The following is a 15,094-nucleotide window of genomic DNA, read 5'->3' on the forward strand; positions in this document are numbered from 1 at the left end:
AAGCCTGCTTACTGAATCGGCACTTCGATCTTCGGCTGCTGAGCGGCGAGTTCCTGCTGGCGAGCTTCGTACATGCCTTCGAAGTTAACCGGCGCCAGCAGCACCGGTTGGAAGCCTGCGCGGGTGACCGCGTCCGACACGGTTTCGCGGGCATACGGGAACAGGATGTTGGCGCAGCCAATCATCAGTAGAGGCTCGATGTCTGTAGCGGGGATGTTGCGCACCTGGAAAATGCCGGCCTGGGTTGCTTCGACCAGGAAGACGACCTTCTCTTCCTCTTCCATCTTGGCCGTCACGGTTACCGTGATCGACACTTCGAAGAAGCCTTCACCCACGGCAGCCGCCTGGGTGGTGAGGTCAACATTTACGGAAGGCGAATTCGGGTCGAGGTAGATGGCCGGAGCGTTCGGTACTTCCAGCGAGAGGTCCTTGACGTAGAGCTTTTCAATCTTGAAAACGGGTTGCTGGTTCTGATCCATGATGTGGAGTTTCCGCGTGGAAGTTAAAACGGGTAAGTGTCAGGCGTCCTTGAGCAGGGCTTCAAGCTTGCCCTCGTGCTCAAGCGCATACAGGTCGTCACAGCCGCCTACATGCGTAGCACCGATAAAAATCTGGGGGACGGTGCGGCGGCCGGTGATCTCGATCATGTGATCGCGCAGCTGCGGATCCAGATCAATCCTGATTTTTTCAAGATCAGTGACGCCTTTGCGCAGCAGCAGTTGCTCGGCACGTACGCAATACGGACAGACGCCCGTGGAATACATGACGACCTTGCTCATGCCTGTTTGCCACCAGCAAGAGGCTGGCCTGCTTCCTTCCAGGCTTTGATGCCACCGGCCAGATTGTAGGCTTGGGCAAAGCCGGCTTTGCGAAGATCGGCCAGCGCTCGGCCAGAGCGCGCGCCGCTCTCGCACACGAGAATCAGCGGACGGTTCTTGAATTTATCCAGTTCGCCACTGCGGGCCTTGATCTCGCCAGCCGGGATGTGGCGGGCACCTTCGATCTTGCCTGTCGCAAGTTCTGCGGTTTCGCGCACGTCAACGATGACCGCATTCTGGCGGTTCAGCAGCATGACGGCCTGAGCCGGCGAAACCTGACTGGTGCTGGCCTGGGCGTCGCGCAGTACGGGGATGAAGAGAGCCAGGCCGCTGATGACGGCGAGGGTGATCAGGAAGATGTTTTGTGAAACGAAATCCATGGTTCTTTTCTGCAAAATTCCGGAAAACGTGCCTGCGATCAAAAACACGCGCGATCCGCTCGTGCGGTAATGCGTCGCGGGCCAAGTGATCCGATACAATACCACTTTTGCCGCAACCCGCGTTTTATGGGCGGCGGAGAGACCGTTTTCACTTCCCTCTGATAGGCTAACGTCATGTACAAGATCGTATTGATGCGTCACGGTGAATCCACCTGGAACCTTGAAAATCGCTTTACCGGCTGGACCGATGTGGATCTCACTCCGCGTGGTGTCGAAGAAGCCATTACCGCCGGCAAGCTGCTCAAGGAAAAGGGCTTTGAATTCGACATCGCCTACACCTCGATGCTCAAGCGTGCCAACAAGACCCTGAATGGCGTACTGGAACAGATGGATCAGCTGTGGATTCCGGTCGAACACAGCTGGCGTCTGAATGAGCGTCACTACGGTGCGCTGCAAGGCCTCAACAAGTCTGAAACCGCAGCCAAGTTCGGCGAAGAGCAGGTGCTGGTGTGGCGCCGTTCCTATGATGTGCCGCCGCCCGCACTGGATTTGGACGATCCGCGCATGGAAGACAAGGCTCCGCGCTACGCTGATATGAAGCCGGGCGAATTTCCGCGCACCGAGTGTCTGAAGGATACGGTCGAGCGCTTCATTCCGTACTGGCTGGAGACCATTGCACCGGTAGTGAAGTCCGGCAAACGCGTGGTCATCGCAGCCCATGGCAACAGCCTGCGTGCCTTGGTCAAGTACCTGGACAACATGAGCGAGGAGGCCATCCTCAAGCTCAATATCCCGACTGCACAGCCGCTGGTGTATGAGCTGGATGCTGATCTGAAGCCGATCAAGAGCTATTACTTGGCTGATCCGTCGGTGATCGAGGCGGCAATGAACGCAGTTGCCAATCAGGGCAAGGCCAAGGCCTGATGACTTGGCGAGCAGGCCTTGCCGCTGTATGCCTGGCAGGCGCCTGCCTGATGTCAGCCGGAGTCCGTGCGGCCCCGGCTGACAGCAAGCGCAGTGAGCTCTCCGCCCTGCGCGAGAAGATCCATAGCCTGCAGGACGAAATTGCCCGCAGTGAAGAGAACAAGGAAGAGGTGGCTGACGAGCTGGCTGGCTCGGACAAGGCCATTTCTGCCGCGCAGCGCCGCCTGCGTGAAATATCCCTGTTACGTCAGGCTGCTGAAGCCGAAATTCAAGGCCTGCGGGAGCAGCAGCTCGCGCTCGAAAACGAGATTGCCGTATTGCGCAAGCAATTGGGCGATGCCGTGTTCCGCATGTATGTTGAAGGTGGCCAGGGAGGGGCTCGCCGCTTTCTTTCTGGCGATAGCCCAAATCAGTTGTCCCGTGATGCCTATTACCTCGAGCAGATTGCGCGGCAGCGTATCGTGGCGATCGAGCGCGCCCGCTCCATGATGCAGGAGTTGGCTGGCGTGGTGGCCCAGGCCGAGACCAGACGCACTGAACTGCTGCGTCTTGAACAGCAGCGTCGCGGCGAGCAGGAGGGCTTGCAGAGCGAGCGACGCAAGCAGCGCGAGGTGCTGGAGCAGATCGCCAGTCAGTTGCGTGGTCAGCGCAAGCAGATGCAGACTTTGCAGCGCGATGAGGTTCGCATGGAAAAGCTGCTGCGCGGACTGGAGAAAATTTCCCGCAGCCGTCCGTCGCCTGCGCCCAGAAGCGTTCAGTCTGCTCCAAACAAGCCTTCAGGCAAGGAAGAGCTGATTCCCCGCGTGGCCGGCAGCGATGTTGAGGGCGGTGAATTTGCTGCGCGTAAGGGGACGCTGGCGTGGCCCGTGGCAGGTACCATCAAGGCGCGTTTCGGCAGCCCGCGTGCAGAGGGCGGCACGAGCTGGCGTGGGGTTTTCATCAAGACTGCCGGTGGTGCCGATGTGCGCGCCATCGCCTCCGGCAAGATAGCTTTTGCAGACTGGTTGCGCGGTTTCGGCAACCTTGTGATCGTTGATCACGGCAATGGTTACATGAGCGTGTATGGCAACAATGAGTCGCTCTTCAAGAACCCGGGAGACGACGTACGGGCAGGAGAGGTGCTGGCTAGTGCGGGCAGCAGCGGTGGCCTCGAAGAATCGGGTTTATACTTTGAAATACGACATCGCGGGCAACCGCAAGATCCCGCCAAATGGATGGCGGCAAAATAGTCTGACGGAGAGCTGATGAGCAGATTCAAGCAGTTGGGGTTGGTGCTGTGCGGCATGTGCCTGGGGGTGCTGGTGAGCCTGCAGTTCGCGGCCAACGCCAATCGCGAAGGCAGCGCAACGCCGCAGCTCCCGGTGGATGAGGTGCGCAGCCTCGCTGATGTGTTCAACCACATCAAACAGCTTTACGTAGAGCCGGTCGAAGACAAGAAACTCATCAACGATGCGATCAGCGGCATGGTGGCGGGTCTGGACCCACATTCGCAGTTCCTTGATGAAGAAGCCTTCAAGGACATGCAGATCTCGATCAAGGGAAAGTTTGGTGGCCTGGGTATCGAGGTCTCGATGGAGGACGGTCTGGTCAAGGTCGTCAGCCCGATCGAAGATACGCCGGCTTTCCGTGCCGGTATCAAGTCTGGTGATCTGATTTTCAAGCTCGATGACACCCCTGTGCGCGGCCTGACCTTGACCGATGCCGTCAAGCGCATGCGTGGAAAGCCTGGCACCTCGATCAACATCACCATTGTGCGCAAGGGTGAAACAAAACCGCTCGAGTTCACGCTGGTGCGTGAAGAAATCCAGGTGCAAAGCGTCAAGTCCAAATTGATTGAGCCGGGCTATGGCTATGTTCGTGTGGCCCAGTTCCAGGAACAGACGACGGCTGACTTGGCTCGCCATCTGGATAAGCTTTACAAGGATGGCCCGCTCAAGGGGCTGGTGCTTGATCTGCGAAACAACCCAGGTGGTCTGATCGATGCGGCGGTAGGAGTCTCCGCCGCATTCCTGCCAGCCAAGAGTCTGGTGGTGTATTCGGAGGGGCGTATCCCCGATGCGCGGCGTAAGTATCACGCAGAGGCCAGCGAGTATTCGCGTGGCAGCGAGGATGCACTCAAGAGTCTGCCCAAGGGTGTGAAGACCGTGCCGATGGTGGTGATCGTCAATGGTGGTTCCGCTTCGGCCTCGGAGATCGTGGCTGGGGCCTTGCAGGACTACAAGCGCGTCAAAGTGCTGGGAATTCGTTCCTTTGGCAAGGGGTCTGTGCAATCCATTTTTCCGATCATCCAGGGGCAGACTGGCGTCAAGCTGACCATCGCCAAGTACTTCACACCGCTTGGCCGTTCTATTCAGGCAAAGGGTATCGATCCCGACTTCCAGGTCGATGAGACGCCGAATGGTTCTTCGGAGCCCTTCTATCGTGAAGCCGATCTGACGCGCCATCTTGCCAATCCCACCGAGCAATCGGCCCCTGCTGCGGCTGGGTCTGCCCCGGCAGCAAAGCCCAAGAATGGTCGCAAGCCTGACGCTGATGAACCGCCCGCACGTTTTGAGCCTGCTGGCGCGGGGGACTATCAATTTGAGCAGGCCATGAATCTGCTCAAGGGCAAACCGGTTGCTGTGGTGAAATCCGAAGTCGCGGAGCCGGTAGCTGAGGCCTCGCAGCCCAAGTAAGTGAATACCGGGTCAGCCGTCGGTTGGCCCGCATTTGAAGGCGGAGGGCATGATGCGTCGCGAAACTGCCTACAAGCTTGCCGGACGCAAGCATCTGCACGAAAACGCGCTGGCTGAGGCACTGTGCGAGCACGAGCTACGCTTTGCGCAGTATCCGGAAGCCCAGAGCGCCAGGGCTTTGCTGTTCCTGCAGAACCAACCTTGGCTGCATGTGGAGCCTGGAGTGCACGCGGAGAGCCTGCATGTTTGTTACGACCTTGCGCACTACTCCCTGCGTGGTATTGAGCAGGCTCTGGAGGCTGAGGGCTTTCGTCTCGACGACAGCCTGATTTCGCGGATCAAGCGTTCGCTGACCCATTTCTGTGAAGAAACGCGCAGCCGCAATGCAACCGCGCCGCAGCGTCTGATCAAGCAATCCAATCAGGTCTACGTCAAAGCCTGGGAGCATCATCCACACGGAGATCGGGACGAAACACCGCCTGAATTACGCGAGTTCAAATAAAAAAGGGCCGTCTTGTGACGGCCTTTTTCATTGTTGTTTGAAGCCACTCAGTGCAGGGTCGGTCGGCCCGGACTAAACAGCGCCAGTGCTTCTTCGCTGCTGAATATGTACTCATGATTGGAAAGATCATCATGGATACGTACTTCGCCATGCTCGGCCAGGATGCGTTCGATTTCTTCATGACCGAGGCTGCGCAGCATGGTAGCGATCTTGTCGCGATCCGGTGGGAAGTCATGGGTCACCGGGCGTGCTTCAAACATACGCACCTCTTCTTCGAAAAACAGGCGCAGCAACACTTCCTCAGCTGAAAGCTCCATCAACTCTTCCGCTTTTACGGTTGAAGCAAGGTGCACAATGCGATTCCAGCCGTCTGCATCTTTGAGATCTGCACCGGGCAGCTTCTGCAGGAACAGGCCGGTAGCCTGTTCTTGGTTGGCGAACAGCACGAGTAGTGCGGGTTGCTGTTCGGATTGTGCCAGGTAGTGCTCAAAAACCGCTGCGATTGATTCACCTTCGACCGGTACATAACTTTGCCAGGGCTGGCGTGCCCCCTCCATGTCGAGTGACATCAGCAGGCGGCCGTCACCGAGCAGTTCCTGTAGGCCGGCAGGCCCGACAGGCGCCGCTTCGTGGCGGGCGTAGCCGCGCAGGTTCAGGCGTTCATTACAGTCAATCACCAGCAGCGAAACCGGGCCGTGGCCGCTGAGCTGAAAGGTGATCCGGGCTGCCTGTTTGAGATTGGCAGCGATGACTGCAGTCACCGCGCACATCTGGCCGAGCAGTGATTGCACCGCCGGTGGATAGTGGCGACCGGCGCACACTTGCTGCCAGGTGCTTCCTAGCTGCACGACCGCACCACGGATATCCAGCGCATCGAGCATGAAACGGGTAACGGCATTGGTCATGCTTGAGGCTCCAGGGCTGCGGCAAGGCGGGCTTCGTCGAAACCTACAACCAGTTGTGTGCCGCCGGTGATGACAGGCCGCTTGATGAGGCTGGGGTTGGCTTGCATCAGGCGAATGGCCTTGGCTTCATCGACATCCTGACGTTCGTCCTCGCTGAGTTTTCGCCAGGTGGTGCCGCGCGTGTTGAGCAAAACTTGCCAACCCGCCTGGGCACACCAGGTTTGCAAGGTGACGGCGTCGATGCCGTTTTTCTTGTAGTCGTGGAAGTCATACTGAAGGCTGTGTGCATCCAGCCAAGAGAAGGCTTTCTGCATGCTGCTGCACTGTTTGATGCCGTAAATCCGGAGCATGGGAGAGGCGGAAGGGAACTTTGCGGGGGATGGATTTTCTCACCTGTGCGCCATGTTCGCACGTGATCAGTGCGAAAATGCCGGAAACGATGAATGTGCCTGAAGTGGAGAAACGATGAAGCGAGTGCTTTGTGTCCTGTTTGCCGGCCTGCTGTGCACGGGGTTTGCCCAGACTGCTGCGGCAGCAACAACCAGCAGCAAAAAGCCGGTCAGCAAGCAAAGCGCCAGCAAACCGGTGCCAGCCAAACCCGCGGGTAAGACTACGGGCAAGAAGGCTGGGGCCAGGAAGCCCGCCGGAAAAACGGCTGGAACGAGCGCTGCACTTGAAGGCTGCAAAATGCAGAGGGTCAGGACGGCCAAGGGCTGGACCAGCAGGAAGGTTTGCAACGTGCCGGTCGAAAAAACGCTCAGCAGCCCGATCGCTCGGGACGCGCTGGATAAACCGGCAGCAGACGGGCCAGAGACTGAAGTAAAGGCCCGGAGCGCCCCGGACCGTGCCTACGCAGTAGATGGAGACACCTTTTTCTACCAGGGTCGCAAATACAAAGTGGCTGGCTTGCAGGGGGATAGCAGTGATATGGCCAAGCAGCGTCTGCAAAAGCAGCTTGAATCTGGCAGCTTGATGATCGACCCGCTCAGCACTGACGCCAGCGGCCTGTCTACTGCCACGGTGCGGATCAACGGTCGTAACCTCGCCGACCGGATGGAATAAACACAAGGGTCCGCCCTGGGGCGGACCCGGCAGGGCTCAGTGCAGGTGTCTGGGCATCTGCTCTGCCTTGTCTTCAGGCAGCTCGGCGTGCACGGCATCGCCGTCCGGCGAGGGATACATCGGGGCTCCGCAGTCATCGCAGTATTCCAGCGAGAAGCGGTTGTCGAGGTGCTCGATGCGAGTGATGCCGCTATCTTTCAGCGCAGCATCGATCTGCCCAGGTACATCCGCCGAGTCGTCCTCTGGTCCGAGCAGCGGCCATACCACGCCATGCACTACGTTCTTGCCCTTGGTGGTGGTAAAACCGATGCGGTACTCCTCGATCTGACGATCGTAGAACGGCGCTACCACCGCACGCAATTCCCCTGGTGCGACATCCAGCGTGGTGCTCAAAAATGCTGCGGAAGCGCGTACCGAATAGGGGCGTGAGGCGCGATCGGCCTGTCGGCAGGCCGAGAAATAGGCATCGGGTAGCACCAGTTCCATCGCGCAGCCGGCCAGAAGGGGTAATAGGCAGGCACCGCCCTGGGCGCGCCACTGTTCGCCAGCCTGTTCCTTGCTGCCATCCTTTTCCTGCCAGCGGAACACAGGCTGACCCGGGCGTACCTCAACGGCGGCCAGAATGTAACGAACATCCGACAGGAAACGAGTGGTTTCCGGCAGGGTTTCCTGATCAATCTGCAGCACGCCTTCAGCCAGGGTCGTTTCGATCATGGCCGCAGTAAAGCGCGCGGTTTCGCAATAACCCTGAGGCAATTGATCCGGGCTGAAGAGCGCGTCAGCCAGCCCGAGCTTCACGCCCTGAGCCAGTACATGGGCTTGCAGATGTACCCGCAGATTGTTCAACACCTTGGCCGGAATGGCACTGGCCGGAATCGAGAAGCGTGACCAAGCCAGTACCGGAACGGCCAGCAACAGCACTTCACCGGCTGGCGTGAGCAGTTGCTCGGCGCTGGTTTCGATGCAGTCGGCGAGCACATCGTAAGCGCGCTGGTTGGTGTTGTAGAGGTGGTCCAGGGTGCTCGTGAGCACTTCTTCATCGCCCGCTTGCAGCAGGGCTTCGAGGGCTCTCAGGAGTGGGTTCTCCCAGCCGGCGTCTTCGGCGCGGCTGCCGGATTCGGCCAGGCCATTAGCCAGCCAGAGGATTTCTTCAGCTTCGCGGGGCAGGCCGCTGCGGCGGCCAAGGCGTGAGCGTTTCATGGAGGAGGTATGCGGGGCAGGGAAAGTCTTGAAGTCTAGCATTCCCCCCGTTTGGCCATGTGCCCAGGGTCTGTTGACAATCATCCGCCGATCCGGCGAGTGATTGCCAACAGACCCTGGGTTCAGGCGGGCGGAAGGAGATGCTGCGCCACGCTGCCGGCCTCACCGTCGGCTGCGTGAGGCAGGATGCCTAGGCAGGGGGCACGCAGGTGCTCATGTAGCGTGCTGATATTGGCGTCGAGGCGGTTCATCGTCGGATCCAGGGTGTTGCCGATCCAGCCAGCGAGCCTCAGGCCGCGTGCCTGGATCGCTTCCGTTGTCAGTAGGGCGTGGTTCAGGCAGCCCAGACGTAGACCGATCACAAGAATCACGGGCAGGCCCAGCGCCACGGCCAGGTCGGCGCTGTCAAAGTCTCGCCCGAGCGGTACGCGAAAGCCGCCCACGCCTTCGACCAGTACGCGCTGGGCGCGTGCCTGCAGGGAGTGGAATCCCGCAAGCATGTCGTTCAGTGCGAGTTCGCGTCCTTCCTCGGCAGCCGCCAGGTGCGGTGCGATGGCGGCACGCAGGCACAGCGGGTTGATCTCTTCAAGCACGAAGCCTGGGCTGGAGGCGGCCAGCAAGCGGCGCGCATCCTCGTTGCTCCAATGGCCACCTATCAGTTCTGCGCCAGCGGCAACCGGTTTGTAAGCCACAGCACTGAATCCCTGGTTGCGCCAGGCGTGAAGCAGGGCGCAGGCCGAGAAGGTTTTGCCGATCTCGGTATCCGTTCCGGTAAGAAAGAAGGCGCTCATGCTTTGCTCGCAGCGAGATAAATCACGTCGTAACTCACGGGCAAGCCGGCTGGGTTGCGGTGTGCTTCGTAGGCGGTTTCAAGACGCTGCCAGGCCTGGCGCCCGAGCATGCCGCGACGGCGGGCAGACCCCAGGGCGTGGGCGCCGAGCTGGCGCAAGTCCCGCAGGATGGTCCTGAGATCGGGCAGGAATGCCTGGATGACGACACGCTCGATATATAGAGCGCTGAAGCCTGCCGTGTTCAAGGCATTGGCGTGGTGCTCAAAACTGTCGAAATCACGCACATGAGCATGGCTATCCACGCTGGCAAAGGCCTCGCGCAACTCACGCAAACTGTCCGGCCCCAGTGTTGCGACGCGCAAGACCCCGCCGGGCGCGAGAACACGCGCCGCTTCATGCGCGGCCAGCAGAGGGGTGGTCCATTGCCAGGCGAGGCTGGACCAGTACAGATCGAAGCTGGCGTTGGCGAAGGGCAGGGCTTCGATATCGCCGCAGGTGGCTAGCGCTTCGCCTGAGTGAGCACACATGGGCTGTGCTGCATCCAGCGCAAACACGTTCGCTTCAGCGTGCGCCGAGCGCAGCAGGCGGGCGCCAAAGCCGGTGCCGCAACCGGCGTCCAGTATCCGGCGGGCGGCAGGAGTGCGGCTCAGCAAGTCGCGCGCAATGCTGCGCTGGAGTTCGGCGACCGCGTCATAGCGTGTCGCGGCCGCGCCGAAGGCTGCGCGAATGAGTTGCTTCTCAGCTCGCATTGGCAAAGCTCCGGATGCGCCCAGCCAACTCGGGAATTTGGTCAAACAGCGGTGCGTGGCCGGCCTCAGCAAGAGTTTCCAGCTTGGCAGTGGGCAATTGGCTGGCCAGCCACTTTGCTGCGCCGACCGGCATCAGCGCGTCCCGGCTGCCATGCAGCAAATAGACTGGCTGGCGCACATGTACGAGCAGCGGCCGCAGTTCGGCGCGTTCGAGTTGCTGCAGGCCTTCATCAAGGCCGGGCGCTGTGGTTTTGGCCAGACAGGCTTCAAGTTGCGGTGTGAGGGTGCTGCGGCGCGCGTCTCCCAGCACTTGCAGGGTCAGAAAGCGCTGCAAGGTGCGTTCGGGTGCGCTGGCAAATCCGCGGCGGAAGGCGCTGACCGTCGATGCATCAAGCCCATATGGCCAGTCCTGAGTGGTGACGAAACGCGGGGTGGCCCCGATCAGATAGAGGCCACGCACTTTCTCAGGGTGCTGTGCCGCGAGCACCAGGGCGAGCAGGGCTCCGAGCGACCAGCCGACCAGGAGGGTGTTTTCCGGCAGCTTGCCAGCAAGCGTATCAGCCCAGCACTCAAGCCCCCCAGCGTGAATGGGCAATTCAGGGGCATGGGAGTGGAATTCGCTGAGCGTTGCGCGCAGAGCGTCCCAGAGCGTGGGCTGATAAGCCCAGCCGGGGAGGAAGACCAGGGCGGGCGTCACGCGAAGTCCTGTGCTAAGTCGTGCAGTGTGCTGCATAAGCGGGCGACATCTTCGGCGGTGTGCGCGGCTGATAAAGAGACGCGAAGCCTCGCCGTGCCCTGAGGTACCGTGGGGGGGCGGATTGCCGGAACGTGCAGGCCGTGCGCTTCAAGCGCCTGAGAGATGGCAAGTGTGCGGGCGTTGTCGCCGATTAGGATTGGCTGGATGGCGGTGCGCGAAGGGAGTAGCTGCCAGGGCGTGCCGGCAAGCCCCGCTGTGAGTGCGGCAATCAGCCTCTGAAGATGGGCACGGCGTTCATCACCGACGGCAATCAGCGTCAGAGCTTCTTGCAGCGTCGCTGCCAGCATCGGAGGTGTGGCTGTGGTGAAAATATAGGGGCGGGCGGTTTGCAGCAGCCAGTCGATGACGGTTCGCGAAGCGGCGACGAAAGCGCCCGCCACGCCGGCTGCCTTGCCGAGGGTACCCATCAGGATCAGGCGCCCGGAGCTCAGGCCTGCTTCGGCCAGTGCGCCGCGTCCCTGTGGGCCGAGCACGCCGAAGCCATGTGCGTCATCGACCAGCAGCCAGGCGTCGTACTGTTCGGCGAGTGCCAGAAGCTTGGCAAGTGGCGCAACATCACCGTCCATGCTGAACACACTGTCGGTAACGATCAGCTTGCGTCGGGCACGGCTGGCTGATAGTTGCGCACCCAGCATGGTCAGGTCGCAATGGGCGTAGCGGTTCAGCTCGGCACGGCTGAGGAGCGCGCCGTCGACCAGTGAGGCGTGATTGAGACGGTCGGCAAAAATGGCATCGCCCCGCCCGAGCAGCGCGGGCATGACGGCAATGTTCGCGAGATAGCCGGTAGCAAACCCTAGCGCGGCTTCGAAGCCGGTGAAGCGAGCGAGCGCTTCGTCCAGTGCTTGATGGGCTTCAGTATGTCCGCTGACAAGGTGCGAAGCGCCGGCTCCAACGCCCCAGCGAGCGGCGGCAGCCTGGGCCGCGGCAATCAGTTCTGGCGCATTGGCAAGCCCTAGATAGTCGTTGCTGGCAAATGCCAGGAGCGACTTGCCATCGGCCAAGGTCGCCGGGCTGCAGGCGTGGGCCTGTATCCGGTGCTGGCGCTTGAGCGATGCGGCATCCAGCTCTGCAAGCTGCGCCTGGAGTGCTTCATGCGCAGGGTGTTCGAGGGGCATGGCACGTCAACAAAAATGCAAAGGGCCGCCATTGTAGCGGCCCGGACGTCCGCTCTGGTGGCTACGGCCTACAGTAGCCACCAGAGCAGGAGGAAGGCCAAGGTGATAGCGGCGCCGATCTTGATCTTGCGCACTCGGGTTGCTGCGTGGTCGGATGGTGGCGCCAGATCCTCGTCCTGCTCGGTTTCCATCCACGGAGTCGGACTCGTTGCGGCGGCAAAGGGCCCACTGGGTGTGGAGGGGGCAAACACGCTGATCGCCTGATCTCCTGACCCGGTATTGAAGTCTTTGGCGACGCTGACGGTCACCTCGCGCAGCGGCGCCGGCTTGGTGATGGCCGGTGGCTGAGGATGGGCGCTCAGGTAAGCGTCAAGCGCATCCGGGTTCAGCTCGGTCTTGTGTGGGTCCAGTGGCGCGCCTGTCGGGAACTGGGATTGGGTCGGGGCTGCGGCGGGCTGGGCACTGCTTTCCGCCTTGAAATAAGCGTCCAGCGCGGCAGGATTGGCAATCAGGGTGCGTTCTGGATCGTGTCGCGGCGGGCTGGTTTTTTCCTCGCGTACCACCATGCCGGGGGTACTGCCGCGGGGGGCGGGACTGACGATCACGGTCGGCATGTCGGCCGCGCTGGGCGCGTGCTCGGCAAGCAAACCGGCGCGTCGCGCAGGCGTCACGATCAGGGTTGGAGCGTTCGCAGCGCTCATGCTGGCAACGGCGTCCAGAACTTCCTGCCGCTGAGCAGGGGTGACGATCACGGTGGGCGCGCTGGCTTCGTCCTGTTCGCCCTGAAGATAGCGCGAAAGCGCCAGGGGATCAGCGAGCTGAGTTTTTTCCAGATCGGAGAGGGCCTGAACGACAGGTGTGGGCGGCGGTGTTGGGGCTGCTTCAGCCACGGCTTCGAGCTTCACCCGCATGCCGATTTTGCCCAGCTCTTTCACATAACGTTCGGCGACATCAGCAGCGATGCCTTTCTTAAGTACCGAACTGCGTCCGGAAAACAGGCGTTCGACCTGCTCAGGCGATGCCTTGAGTTTGGCTGATGCCTTGATACGCACGGCTTCCGGATCGAAACCGTCAAGAATCTCACCCTTGAATACGACGCGGTATTCGCTTGCCATTACAGAGTCCCCTGCCTATTGTTTCGCTGTCACCACAACTGCTGGATAGTGACGGCGTTTTCATTTGGTTTTCCGTGTGATCATACCCGGCAGGGCCGTAATTTCGACAGGAAATGTGGTCTGGATCAAGGGCTGGCGGCCCTTCCAGCAGCAGGAAGCCCTGACGCCCTCTTACAATGGCTCGCCTTTGGCTTTGTCAGACCCTCTCACTGGTCGGGCGCTTGCCGCGCCGACCCTCATTTCTTTGGAGCAAGCATGCAAATCGATATTCGCCAATCCTGCAACGCCGCCTACAGCAAGACGCTTGATACCGAAGGTCTGCGCAAGGAGTACCTGGTCGAGCAGGTTTTTGTGGCCGACCAGATCACCATGACTTATAGCCACGTCGACCGCATCGTTTTTGGCGGGATCATGCCGGTGACAGGGCCGATCGCCATGCCGGATCTGGGCAAAACCTATGGCACTGCCTATTTCCTGGAGCGTCGCGAACTGGGTCTGATCAATATTGGTGGTGACGGTGTCGTCGTCGTCGATGGTGTCGAGTACGCAGTGAATGGTGAAGAAGCGCTTTACGTTGGCAAGGGCAATAAGGAGCTGGTGTTCAGGAGTATGGACGCTGTGCATCCCGCCAAGTTTTACTACAACAGCACCCCGGCCCACGCGGTTTATCCGATCAAGAAAATCACCCGAGAAATGGCCAGCCCGCAAACCATGGGGGACGCCAAGACTTCCAATCGCCGTACCATCAACAAGTACATCGTGCCGGGCGTGGTGGATAGCTGCCAGCTGATCATGGGCCTGACCAAGCTGGAAGAAGGCAGCATGTGGAACACCATGCCCTGTCATACCCACGAGCGCCGCATGGAGGTGTACTTCTACTTCAACATGAATGCGGATGGAGTGGTTTTCCACATGTGTGGCGAACCGACCGAGTCCCGTCATATCGTGATGCGCAACGAGCAGGCCGTGATTTCGCCGTCCTGGTCGATCCATACCGGCGTCGGAACCCAGACCTATACCTTCATCTGGGGGATGGCGGGCGAAAACCAGACCTTCCCGGACATGGATCACGTGGCCATGACTGCCCTGAAGTAATTCCGGGTTTTGCGGTTGCCTGAGCGCCGGTCGTGCGAATGACCGGCGTTTTTGTTGGTGCGCGGGATTGCCTATTACAATCGCGTTTCAATTTGCTCACGCTCTTGCCATGTCCGGCCTCGTCATGATGTTCCATCTCGTTCTCGATCGCCTCGCTCGTCACGAGCAGGTGCGCGTTCCGGAGCCGGCGCTGGTGATGGAGGATCCGGCCAAGGTCGAGGCCTTCATGCGTGCCGGGCGCGAGGATGGCATCCTCGCCTTTACCTATGTCTATAACGCGCTTCAGACCCTGTCCTTGATTCGCCCCGGTGATACCGTGCTGGATCTGGCGTGTGGCCCGGCGAACCAGCTTGGTGTGATGGCAAGCCTGCATCCGCAGGCACAGTTCATCGGCCTAGATGCTTCGGCAGCGATGCTTGAACACGGCCAAGCTACGCTGGCACGCCAGCAGTTGGACAACATGCGTCTGCTGCAGGGAGATATCTGCAGGCTGGAAGAATTCGCGGATGCTTCCATTGACGTGGTGACGTCTACCCTGTCGCTGCATCATCTGCCAGATCTGGCAGCACTCGAAGCCTGTTTTCGCGAGCTCAGACGTGTCCTAAGGCCTGGTGGCGGCGTTTTGCTGATCGACTTTGGTCGTCTGCGTCGTCGGCAGACCCAGGAGTTTTTTGCTACGGATCGGGCCGATCTGCAGCCGGAATTGTTCACCGAAGATTACCGCCACTCACTACGCGCTGCCTTCAGCGAGCCTGAGTTGCGCCAACTGGCGCCCGTGCTGGGCCCCGACGTCAGTCTCCACCGAACCTGGATGGCGCCCTTCATGCTTGCTCTGCGCAGTCCGCCGCGCTGGCTGCCAGACGCGCCTGCTGAAGTACGCGCCCGCCAGTTGATCAGCCGGCTTCAGCCGGCTCAACGCCGGGACTTGCTTGACTATGCCCGCTTCTTCCATTTCGGAGGCATGGCGATGCCAATGGCGATCTGAGGCAGTGGATGGCACAAAAAA

The 15,094-nt window shown here is 60.5% G+C and carries 18 protein-coding genes; 7 read left to right on the plus strand and 11 right to left on the minus strand.

Features of this window, described 5'->3' with window-relative positions:
* Window positions 1–8 precede the first annotated feature (8 nt).
* The 3 genes from secB to HJ583_RS17255 are packed head-to-tail and all read right to left on the minus strand — an operon-like array spanning window position 9 to window position 1,399.
* Window positions 9–479: a protein-export chaperone SecB gene (gene secB, locus HJ583_RS17245; RefSeq protein WP_101943879.1), complete on the minus strand. Its 471-nt coding sequence runs from the start codon at window positions 477–479 to the stop codon at window positions 9–11.
* Between the two features lie 39 nt (window positions 480–518).
* Window positions 519–779 carry a glutaredoxin 3 gene (gene grxC / locus HJ583_RS17250; RefSeq protein WP_170023077.1) on the minus strand — a complete coding sequence of 87 codons (261 nt, stop codon included), beginning with the start codon at window positions 777–779 and terminating at the stop codon, window positions 519–521.
* On the minus strand, window positions 776–1,399 hold the full coding sequence (locus tag HJ583_RS17255) for a rhodanese-like domain-containing protein (RefSeq protein ID WP_328824940.1): 624 nt from the start codon (window positions 1,397–1,399) through the stop codon (window positions 776–778). The genes grxC and HJ583_RS17255 overlap by 4 nt, the downstream gene beginning before the upstream one ends.
* Between HJ583_RS17255 and gpmA the strand changes: the two genes are divergently transcribed.
* The 4 genes from gpmA to HJ583_RS17275 are packed head-to-tail and all read left to right on the plus strand — an operon-like array spanning window position 1,373 to window position 5,299.
* A complete protein-coding gene (gpmA, locus tag HJ583_RS17260) occupies window positions 1,373–2,122 on the plus strand; it encodes a 2,3-diphosphoglycerate-dependent phosphoglycerate mutase (protein WP_101943874.1) in 750 nt (249 codons plus the stop codon). The two genes, HJ583_RS17255 and gpmA, sit on opposite strands and share 27 nt — an antisense overlap.
* Before the next feature lie 50 nt (window positions 2,123–2,172).
* Window positions 2,173–3,351 carry a murein hydrolase activator EnvC family protein gene (locus HJ583_RS17265; RefSeq protein WP_170023078.1) on the plus strand — a complete coding sequence of 393 codons (1,179 nt, stop codon included), beginning with the start codon at window positions 2,173–2,175 and terminating at the stop codon, window positions 3,349–3,351.
* A 12-nt stretch (window positions 3,352–3,363) separates the two neighbouring features.
* Window positions 3,364–4,797 (plus strand): S41 family peptidase, encoded by a 1,434-nt coding sequence (locus HJ583_RS17270; protein WP_170023155.1) that lies wholly within the window; start codon window positions 3,364–3,366, stop codon window positions 4,795–4,797.
* A gap of 49 nt (window positions 4,798–4,846) precedes the next feature.
* Window positions 4,847–5,299 carry a hypothetical protein gene (locus tag HJ583_RS17275; RefSeq protein WP_235943912.1) on the plus strand — a complete coding sequence of 151 codons (453 nt, stop codon included), beginning with the start codon at window positions 4,847–4,849 and terminating at the stop codon, window positions 5,297–5,299.
* 47 nt (window positions 5,300–5,346) lie between these two features.
* On the opposite strand, the gene hslO is transcribed toward HJ583_RS17275, so the two are convergent.
* Together hslO and HJ583_RS17285 are read right to left on the minus strand one after the other, a co-directional pair.
* Complete coding sequence (hslO, locus tag HJ583_RS17280; RefSeq protein ID WP_170023079.1) at window positions 5,347–6,204, minus strand: Hsp33 family molecular chaperone HslO; 858 nt, start codon at window positions 6,202–6,204, stop codon at window positions 5,347–5,349.
* The gene (locus tag HJ583_RS17285) at window positions 6,201–6,554 is read right to left on the minus strand and encodes an ArsC family reductase (protein ID WP_170023080.1); all 354 of its coding nucleotides are present in this window, start codon (window positions 6,552–6,554) and stop codon (window positions 6,201–6,203) included. The genes hslO and HJ583_RS17285 overlap by 4 nt, the downstream gene beginning before the upstream one ends.
* 115 nt (window positions 6,555–6,669) lie before the next feature.
* Between HJ583_RS17285 and HJ583_RS17290 the strand changes: the two genes are divergently transcribed.
* The gene (locus HJ583_RS17290) at window positions 6,670–7,266 is read left to right on the plus strand and encodes a hypothetical protein (protein ID WP_170023081.1); all 597 of its coding nucleotides are present in this window, start codon (window positions 6,670–6,672) and stop codon (window positions 7,264–7,266) included.
* Between the two features lie 36 nt (window positions 7,267–7,302).
* Here the strand turns inward: HJ583_RS17290 and HJ583_RS17295 are convergent, their stop codons facing one another.
* From HJ583_RS17295 to HJ583_RS17320, 6 genes are all read right to left on the minus strand, one after another.
* Window positions 7,303–8,466 (minus strand): DUF2863 family protein, encoded by a 1,164-nt coding sequence (locus HJ583_RS17295; RefSeq protein ID WP_170023082.1) that lies wholly within the window; start codon window positions 8,464–8,466, stop codon window positions 7,303–7,305.
* A gap of 122 nt (window positions 8,467–8,588) precedes the next feature.
* Complete coding sequence (gene bioD / locus HJ583_RS17300) at window positions 8,589–9,257, minus strand: dethiobiotin synthase (protein WP_170023083.1); 669 nt, start codon at window positions 9,255–9,257, stop codon at window positions 8,589–8,591.
* The gene (locus tag HJ583_RS17305) at window positions 9,254–10,006 is read right to left on the minus strand and encodes a methyltransferase domain-containing protein (RefSeq protein WP_170023084.1); all 753 of its coding nucleotides are present in this window, start codon (window positions 10,004–10,006) and stop codon (window positions 9,254–9,256) included. The genes bioD and HJ583_RS17305 overlap by 4 nt, the downstream gene beginning before the upstream one ends.
* Entirely contained in the window at window positions 9,996–10,703 is a 708-nt protein-coding gene (locus HJ583_RS17310) for an alpha/beta fold hydrolase (RefSeq protein WP_170023085.1), read from the minus strand. The genes HJ583_RS17305 and HJ583_RS17310 overlap by 11 nt, the downstream gene beginning before the upstream one ends.
* Window positions 10,700–11,878 (minus strand): 8-amino-7-oxononanoate synthase, encoded by a 1,179-nt coding sequence (gene bioF / locus HJ583_RS17315; protein WP_170023086.1) that lies wholly within the window; start codon window positions 11,876–11,878, stop codon window positions 10,700–10,702. Before bioF ends, HJ583_RS17310 begins: the two co-directional genes overlap by 4 nt.
* Before the next feature lie 68 nt (window positions 11,879–11,946).
* Window positions 11,947–12,993 carry a hypothetical protein gene (locus HJ583_RS17320; protein WP_170023087.1) on the minus strand — a complete coding sequence of 349 codons (1,047 nt, stop codon included), beginning with the start codon at window positions 12,991–12,993 and terminating at the stop codon, window positions 11,947–11,949.
* Window positions 12,994–13,248: 255 nt separating this feature from the next.
* Here HJ583_RS17320 and kduI point away from each other — a divergent pair, with 255 nt between their 5' ends.
* The gene (gene kduI, locus HJ583_RS17325) at window positions 13,249–14,088 is read left to right on the plus strand and encodes a 5-dehydro-4-deoxy-D-glucuronate isomerase (RefSeq protein ID WP_217423493.1); all 840 of its coding nucleotides are present in this window, start codon (window positions 13,249–13,251) and stop codon (window positions 14,086–14,088) included.
* A 109-nt stretch (window positions 14,089–14,197) separates the two neighbouring features.
* Window positions 14,198–15,073 carry a class I SAM-dependent methyltransferase gene (locus HJ583_RS17330; RefSeq protein ID WP_170023088.1) on the plus strand — a complete coding sequence of 292 codons (876 nt, stop codon included), beginning with the start codon at window positions 14,198–14,200 and terminating at the stop codon, window positions 15,071–15,073.
* Window positions 15,074–15,094: the final 21 nt, after the last annotated feature.

The organism is Uliginosibacterium aquaticum (assembly GCF_012972705.2).
GTDB lineage: Bacteria > Pseudomonadota > Gammaproteobacteria > Burkholderiales > Rhodocyclaceae > Uliginosibacterium > Uliginosibacterium aquaticum.

Excerpts from the sequence above, each read along its gene's own strand:
- HJ583_RS17275 (WP_235943912.1), top strand. The coding sequence starts at position 4,847 with ATGATGCGTCGCGAAACTGCCTACAAGCTTGCCGGACGCAAGCATCTG.
- kduI (WP_217423493.1), top strand. The coding sequence starts at position 13,249 with ATGCAAATCGATATTCGCCAATCCTGCAACGCCGCCTACAGCAAGACG.
- grxC (WP_170023077.1), bottom strand. The coding sequence starts at position 779 with ATGAGCAAGGTCGTCATGTATTCCACGGGCGTCTGTCCGTATTGCGTA.
- hslO (WP_170023079.1), bottom strand. The coding sequence starts at position 6,204 with ATGACCAATGCCGTTACCCGTTTCATGCTCGATGCGCTGGATATCCGT.
- HJ583_RS17290 (WP_170023081.1), top strand. The coding sequence starts at position 6,670 with ATGAAGCGAGTGCTTTGTGTCCTGTTTGCCGGCCTGCTGTGCACGGGG.
- HJ583_RS17320 (WP_170023087.1), bottom strand. The coding sequence starts at position 12,993 with ATGGCAAGCGAATACCGCGTCGTATTCAAGGGTGAGATTCTTGACGGT.
- gpmA (WP_101943874.1), top strand. The coding sequence starts at position 1,373 with ATGTACAAGATCGTATTGATGCGTCACGGTGAATCCACCTGGAACCTT.
- bioF (WP_170023086.1), bottom strand. The coding sequence starts at position 11,878 with ATGCCCCTCGAACACCCTGCGCATGAAGCACTCCAGGCGCAGCTTGCA.
- secB (WP_101943879.1), bottom strand. The coding sequence starts at position 479 with ATGGATCAGAACCAGCAACCCGTTTTCAAGATTGAAAAGCTCTACGTC.
- HJ583_RS17285 (WP_170023080.1), bottom strand. The coding sequence starts at position 6,554 with ATGCTCCGGATTTACGGCATCAAACAGTGCAGCAGCATGCAGAAAGCC.
- HJ583_RS17265 (WP_170023078.1), top strand. The coding sequence starts at position 2,173 with ATGTCAGCCGGAGTCCGTGCGGCCCCGGCTGACAGCAAGCGCAGTGAG.
- bioD (WP_170023083.1), bottom strand. The coding sequence starts at position 9,257 with ATGAGCGCCTTCTTTCTTACCGGAACGGATACCGAGATCGGCAAAACC.
- HJ583_RS17295 (WP_170023082.1), bottom strand. The coding sequence starts at position 8,466 with ATGAAACGCTCACGCCTTGGCCGCCGCAGCGGCCTGCCCCGCGAAGCT.
- HJ583_RS17305 (WP_170023084.1), bottom strand. The coding sequence starts at position 10,006 with ATGCGAGCTGAGAAGCAACTCATTCGCGCAGCCTTCGGCGCGGCCGCG.
- HJ583_RS17330 (WP_170023088.1), top strand. The coding sequence starts at position 14,198 with ATGTCCGGCCTCGTCATGATGTTCCATCTCGTTCTCGATCGCCTCGCT.